The sequence below is a fragment of the uncultured Nostoc sp. genome (genome assembly GCF_964245575.1).
In the GTDB taxonomy this organism is placed as follows: Bacteria; Cyanobacteriota; Cyanobacteriia; order Cyanobacteriales; family Nostocaceae; genus Nostoc.
Window position 1 is genome coordinate 1 of sequence record NZ_CAXTNP010000372.1, and the last position, 6,343, is coordinate 6,343.

Sequence of the window (6,343 nt, forward strand, 5' to 3'; positions counted from 1 at the left end):
ATGTTATTTTCTTATCTCCCCCTGCTCCCGTACCTTTTCCCCAGTCCCCTTGACTGGAAAAAACCACCTGACGCGGCTGCTGCGGATTCCGTACTCCTTCGCGCCATCGCTGTTCCCACCAGTAGGCACGCGTTAGATCGTATTCACCGTTGGGCATTTTCTGAAAATACTTGACGGTGAGGGGGTAAGCAGAGCCTAGTGCTGCAAATATTGATTGCTTAGATAAATCAATCGCTGGCGGTTCTGGGTAATGATGCGAAAAACGGCTTCTGATTTCTTTGGTTAGGCGTTGCAGGATTTGCCCCTCCTTGGGAAAGGGTTGTTCTGCCCAACGAAACACTTTTAGATAAGTAGTTCGTTGCACCGACCAGACAAATACCGAAAGTTCCGCAGGCAAGTTTTCGGAAATAGTCCCGCTAGCAGGTGTAGTTGCAGTGGGGATTTTAAGGCGAAAGCCTTCCGAAGTAACCACTTTTTCTCTATTTCCGGGTTCAAAATCTGTTTGTAACCAGCTACGCACAGTTGCTATATCCGGAGTTGGAACTTCTAAATAAAGAATTTCTCTCATCGTTTCCTGACATCTCCGATCAATCTACTCACTAAGACAGATTTTATGAAGGCACAAAGTAAGGTAGGCTCCGCCCTATTACTTTCGTAAAGATTCAGTGAAGAAATTTTAAGAATTTGTCAAATTTATTGTTCATTTTGTATTTCTGTAAACCCACGCCATGAATTATCCCATTCCAGACAGTCCCCAGGAAATTGTTGCCCTGCGACAACAGCCAATTGATGAAGAACTAGTTGCCAGTGCGATCGCTGGATTAATTAAAATTGTCCGCGCTCAGGGTCAATCTTTGGAAGAATTAACCGCTCAGTTGCTAGCAGATGATCCACTGCTGGATCAGCAACAACGTCGCTGGTTGAGTCAATTAGTTGCCCAATCCTGGGAAAAGTTCTCCTAAAACCTTGCATAGGATGAAGTTTTTGTCGCAGCATTAGATTTTTAGTTCTGCACCTAAATGTTGGCGATCGCATTTTAGGTATAGGAGTAACATGTCTGGAATTGGCAATTGGGTTGCTATTTTTGCATTTACGGCACAGAAGCCACTAACTTAACCATATCAGCGTTTTACGTTGCTAATGAATTTTACAACGTTCTTAAACGGAAAGACCTCTGGTTTGCACCAGGGGTTTTTTTTGGAGCAATCCTCATGCTCTTTGAGCGGCGGCTCGACACCTTAGCGGAATAAATGTTTTTGGCACACAACTTAGTTGAGCGATCGCACTTTGGCTGTCAAAATGAGAATGATTATTTATGTGGAATTGGTAATTGGACTGCTATTTTTGCATTTACTGTCCTGTGACTGGAAACTTTTTCTGGTAAATGCTTAAACCTTCGCCTCAAAAGCCAGAGCGTATCTTAGTCCACACACTACCACCAAAACCCCCTGTTACACTAATGCTTCTCAACTGGGTAGGTGAGTCGATTCTGAGGTTCAAAGTTCCACTACCTGCAACAACACCCTTGGGTGTGTAATACGTTCATGTACCTAAAATACTGGAGTTTTGAGAAACGTTGTCGAACTGTTCGACTGTGATTGCGTTAGGAACCCAACACTGCTGTGGTGGTTGAAATCAGTTTAATGTCGTTTCCTGCGGCACTCATGCTGTTTGGCTAACAGGTAATTTCAATTAGCACAAGGGACAGATGGTTTTTGCCAGTACATCTTACACTACATGGCGCTTTTTGTCAACTAGAAGTTCTCACCGCCGCCTCCGCTTGAGAGTGCAATAACAAACCGTATTCCAAGCCTTCCACCACAGCTTGATAAGAAGCCTCCAAAATATTGGTAGAAACCCCTACCGTTGTCCAGCGTTGACGACCATTGCCCGATTCTACCAACACACGGGTTTTCGCCGCAGTGCCCGTATGTCCGTTGAGAATCCGCACCTTGTAATCTGTCAAATCAAAGGTTGCTATTTGGGGATAAAAATTCACCAAAGCCTTGCGTAAAGCTGCATCCAACGCAGCAACGGGGCCGTTACCTTCCGCCGCCTCCAGAATATTTTTGCCGTCAACAGCGAGTTTAACTGTAGCTAGGGCATTGCTAGTTTCTTTCCCTTCAATCAAATCACAGTGGACTTGAAAACCTTTGACTTCAAAAAACTTCTGGCGACCTCCCAAAGCTTCGTGCATCAGTAGCGCAAAACTGGCCTCTGCTGCTTCAAATTGAAATCCTTCACTCTCCAAATCTTTGAGGCGCTGGAGAATTTGCTTGGCTTCTGCCTTTAGCTGATCGAGGTCAATTCCAAAACTGCGGGCTTTGGCTAAAACATTGCTGAGTCCAGATTGTTCAGAAATCACGATGCGGCGATGATTCCCGACTTGTTCCGGTTGAATATGTTCGTAAGTCAGGGGATTACGTTCCACGGCTGATACATGAATACCGCCCTTGTGAGCAAAAGCCGAAAGTCCTACGAAGGGAGCGTGTTCATCTGGCGCAAGGTTGACCACCTCACTAACAAAACGACTAGCTTCTGTAAGTTGTGTTAGCTGGTCTTCTGTGATACAACTATAACCCAGCTTCAATTGTAAATTGGGAATTAACGAACAGAGGTTAGCATTACCGCAACGTTCACCGTAACCATTAATTGTCCCCTGTACCATCTTCGCCCCTGCCATCACGGCGGCTATTGCGTTAGCAACCGCCATTTCCGAATCGTTATGAGTGTGAATTCCAATTTGAGGGATTGGGGATTGGGAAGAGTCTTTCCTAGTCCCCAGTCCCCAGTTCCCAGTCACCCTTACCACATCTTGAACAATTTGGCTAATTTCGTGGGGTAAAGTGCCACCATTGGTATCACAAAGGACTAGCCATTCAGCACCAGATGCGATCGCAGCCTCTAATGTCTGTAAAGCATAATCTCGATTGTGCTTGTAGCCATCAAACCAATGTTCGGCATCGTAGATAATGCGACGACCTTGAGAACGGAGGTACTCAATCGTGTCGCGAATCATCGCCAAATTTTCTTCTAATGTCGTCTTGAGGCTTGTTGTGACATGTAAATCCCAAGACTTGCCAAAAATCGTTACCCAGCGAGTCCCCGCAGCCAAAATATCCTGTAGCATCGGTTCGGTTGCAGCAGTGGAATTGGGGCGTCGAGTCGAACAAAAAGCCACAATTTCAGCAAGTTTTAGCGGATCTTCTTGGAGTTGCCAGAAAAATTGTACATCCTTGGGATTGGCACCAGGCCAACCGCCTTCAATAAAGGGAATTCCCAGTTGATCGAGTCTACGAGCAATGCGTAACTTATCTTCTATCGATACTGATAGCCCCTCGCGCTGAGTGCCATCTCGTAATGTAGTGTCATAGAGCCAAAGTTGAGGTAAAGAATTTGTGGTCATAAAAGTGGGACCGACGAGACAACTTTCGAGGCAATGTGTCAATATACAACAAAACGCCAGTTTGGCAATTTAAAAATGCCTAAGGTACTAGCTCAAGGTAAAACAATTGAGTGCGTAAGCAAAAGCAATCTCCGAACAATTTTGCTGCAAAATGGTATTGACCTCTACAATGACGGTGCTAAGGTAATAAACTGTCGGGGCATTGGCAGTTGCGGAACTTGCGCGGTTAAGGTAGAGGGCGAAGTATCAGCAGCGAATTGGCGTGATCGAGCACGACGTTCGCTTCCTCCCCATTCTCCTACAACAAACTTGCGTAAGGAACAGTCAAACTCAAGTTTTAGGCGATGTGAAAGTGACAAAGTTTGATGGATTTTGGGGACAAGGTTCTCGAATAGTGTGGACACCAAAAGGTTAAAAAGGAGTAAGACAACATGGGTAGATGGACACCCTTAATTTTAATGGCTGGAGGTTTAGCCATTCTGCTTGGTACATTACTGGGCATCAACTTTCCTATGGGCGTACAAACCGCTAACGCTCCCAGTGACAAAAAATCACAAGTCCTGCCAGCTAATATCAATGTTAATAGCAGTGCTGGCAGCAAGAATGAAGAAACTGCAACTGAAGGAAATGAAACAACCGAAACAAACGCAAACAGGCGCGCTATTGTAGCTCCAAGACCTGACAACAGGAGTAACGTTGCCCAGAATCCTTCTGATGACTCAACATCACCTGCTGACACTACAACAGACAATAATACAGATTCTTCACAAACAAATACGCCATCCAGCGAGACAAATCAAGGCAACGAACCAATTCGCGCCTTGTGGTAACGATAGATCCGTCTATAGTTACGAGTTATAAGTTATAAGTTATGAGTTAATTAGTTATGTACTAATGACTAATGACTAATGACTAATGACTAATGACTAGTGAGACTGTAATTATTGGTGGCGGCGTTATTGGTTTAGCGATCGCCATTGAACTAAAACTGCGCGGGGCAAGTGTCACCGTGCTTTGTCGTGACTTTCAGGCTGCTGCTACCTACGCTGCTGCTGGGATGTTAGCACCAGATGCGGAAAACATTCCGAATGGGGCAATGCGTTCCTTGTGTTGGCGATCGCGTGCTTTATATCCCGACTGGACGCGCAAACTAGAAGAACTAACTGGTTTAAATACTGGCTACCGATCCTGCGGTATCCTTGCACCCATCTTTGAGGAGGCAGAGGGGCAGGGAGCAGAGGAGCAGAGGAGCAGAGGCGAAAGTCTTTCCTTCTCATCCCCGGCTTACTGGTTAAACAAAGAGGCAATTCATCAATATCAGTCAGGATTGGGAGCAGAGGTAGGCGGTGGCTGGTGGTATCCTGAAGACGCACAAGTTGATAATAAAGCTCTAGCTCAGGTATTGTGGACGGCGGCTGAGTCTGTTGGTGTTGAACTTAAAGACGGGATTACAGTAGAAGCATTTTTACAGCAGCAAGGACAAGTGGTTGGCGTGCAAACCAATGCTGGAATAATTCGCGCCGCGCACTATGTTTTAGCTTCAGGTGCTTGGTCAAATGAGTTGTTACCAATACCCGTGCTACCCAGAAAAGGACAAATGCTGAGTGTGCGAATACCAGAATTTGCGCCGGAATTGCCCTTGAAGCGGGTTTTGTTTGGGCAGGATATTTATATCGTACCAAGAGGCGATCGCCTTGTTCTTGGCGCAACCAGCGAAGACGTTGGCTTTATGCCCAACAACACCCCAGAAGGCATTCAAAAATTACTACAAGCTGCCATCCGCTTGTATCCCCAACTCAAGCATTATCCCATCCAAGAATTCTGGTGGGGATTTCGCCCAGTCACCCCCGATGAGTTGCCCATCCTTGGCACTACCCACTGTCAAAATTTAACCTTTGCTACAGGTCATTACCGTAACGGGATTCTACTTGCACCCGTAACCGCCGCATTGATTGCCGATTTCATCTTGGAACAAAAGTCTGACCCTCTACTTACTGATTTTCACTATTCGCGCTTCCAGTCCAAGCCATCTACCTCCACCACAATGCTGACTCACTCTGCCAATTTCTCCAACGGGCATCCCCTTGCCATATCCCCACAGCAGCCACCACTTCCCATTGAAGACTCACCACTAATTATTGCTGGCAAAACCTTTCAATCCCGCTTGATGACAGGAACTGGTAAGTATCGCAGCATTGAAGAAATGCAGCAAAGTGTCGCCGCCAGTGATTGTCAGATTGTCACTGTAGCAGTACGACGGGTACAAACCAAAGCCCCCGGACATGAAGGTTTAGCTGAAGCCTTAGATTGGACAAAAATCTGGATGTTGCCCAATACCGCAGGTTGCCAAACTGCTGAAGAGGCGATTCGGGTGGCGCGTTTGGGGCGAGAAATGGCGAAATTGTTAGGGCAGGAAGATAATAATTTTGTCAAGTTAGAAGTAATACCTGACCTTAAGTATTTACTCCCAGATCCAATTGGGACGCTGCAAGCCGCAGAACAATTAGTTAAAGAAGGTTTTGCAGTATTGCCTTATATTAACGCTGACCCCATGTTAGCCAAGCGTTTAGAAGAAGTAGGCTGTGCTACGGTAATGCCTTTGGCATCGCCGATTGGTTCTGGACAAGGGCTAAAAACAACTGCCAACATCCAAATCATCATCGAAAATGCGGGTGTGCCAGTGGTGGTAGATGCCGGAATTGGTTCACCCTCAGAAGCCGCCCAAGCAATGGAATTGGGAGCAGATGTTTTGTTAATTAATAGTGCGATCGCTCTTTCTCCAAACCCAGCAGCAATGGCTCGTGCGATGAATTTAGCAACAGTTGCCGGTCGTTTGGCATACCTTGCTGGCAGAATGCCTATCAAAAACTACGCCAGTCCTAGTTCTCCTCTGACTGGGACGATTACTAGTTAGGGACAGGGGACTGGGGCATGGGG

The 6,343-nt window shown here is 46.1% G+C and carries 5 protein-coding genes and 2 pseudogenes; 5 read left to right on the forward strand and 2 right to left on the reverse strand.

All coding sequences use genetic code 11. The features are described 5' to 3' along the window. A pseudogene (locus ACFFAP_RS34615) lies at positions 1-568 on the reverse strand (flavin-dependent dehydrogenase); the annotation flags it as partial. Between the two features lie 160 nt (positions 569-728). On the opposite strand from ACFFAP_RS34615, the gene ACFFAP_RS34620 reads away from it, so the two are divergent. Together ACFFAP_RS34620 and ACFFAP_RS34625 are read left to right on the forward strand one after the other, a co-directional pair. Next, positions 729-962, forward strand: coding sequence for a hypothetical protein (locus ACFFAP_RS34620; protein WP_375515452.1), 234 nt, complete (start codon positions 729-731; stop codon positions 960-962). Positions 963-1,384: 422 nt separating this feature from the next. Then, a complete protein-coding gene (locus tag ACFFAP_RS34625; protein ID WP_375515453.1) occupies positions 1,385-1,537 on the forward strand; it encodes a hypothetical protein in 153 nt (50 codons plus the stop codon). A gap of 213 nt (positions 1,538-1,750) precedes the next feature. On the opposite strand, the gene cimA is transcribed toward ACFFAP_RS34625, so the two are convergent. After that, on the reverse strand, positions 1,751-3,406 hold the full coding sequence (gene cimA, locus ACFFAP_RS34630; protein ID WP_375515454.1) for a citramalate synthase: 1,656 nt from the start codon (positions 3,404-3,406) through the stop codon (positions 1,751-1,753). 75 nt (positions 3,407-3,481) lie between these two features. Between cimA and ACFFAP_RS34635 the strand changes: the two are divergent. The 3 genes and pseudogenes from ACFFAP_RS34635 to thiO all read left to right on the forward strand — a co-directional run bounded on the left by ACFFAP_RS34635 (position 3,482) and on the right by thiO (position 6,320). Next, a pseudogene (locus ACFFAP_RS34635) lies at positions 3,482-3,821 on the forward strand (2Fe-2S iron-sulfur cluster-binding protein). Positions 3,822-3,837: 16 nt separating this feature from the next. Continuing rightward, positions 3,838-4,236 carry a hypothetical protein gene (locus ACFFAP_RS34640; RefSeq protein ID WP_375515455.1) on the forward strand — a complete coding sequence of 133 codons (399 nt, stop codon included), beginning with the start codon at positions 3,838-3,840 and terminating at the stop codon, positions 4,234-4,236. Positions 4,237-4,328: 92 nt separating this feature from the next. Beyond that, positions 4,329-6,320, forward strand: a complete 1,992-nt coding sequence (gene thiO / locus ACFFAP_RS34645; protein ID WP_375515456.1) for a glycine oxidase ThiO — start codon at positions 4,329-4,331, stop codon at positions 6,318-6,320. The last annotated feature ends 23 nt before the right edge of the window (positions 6,321-6,343 follow it).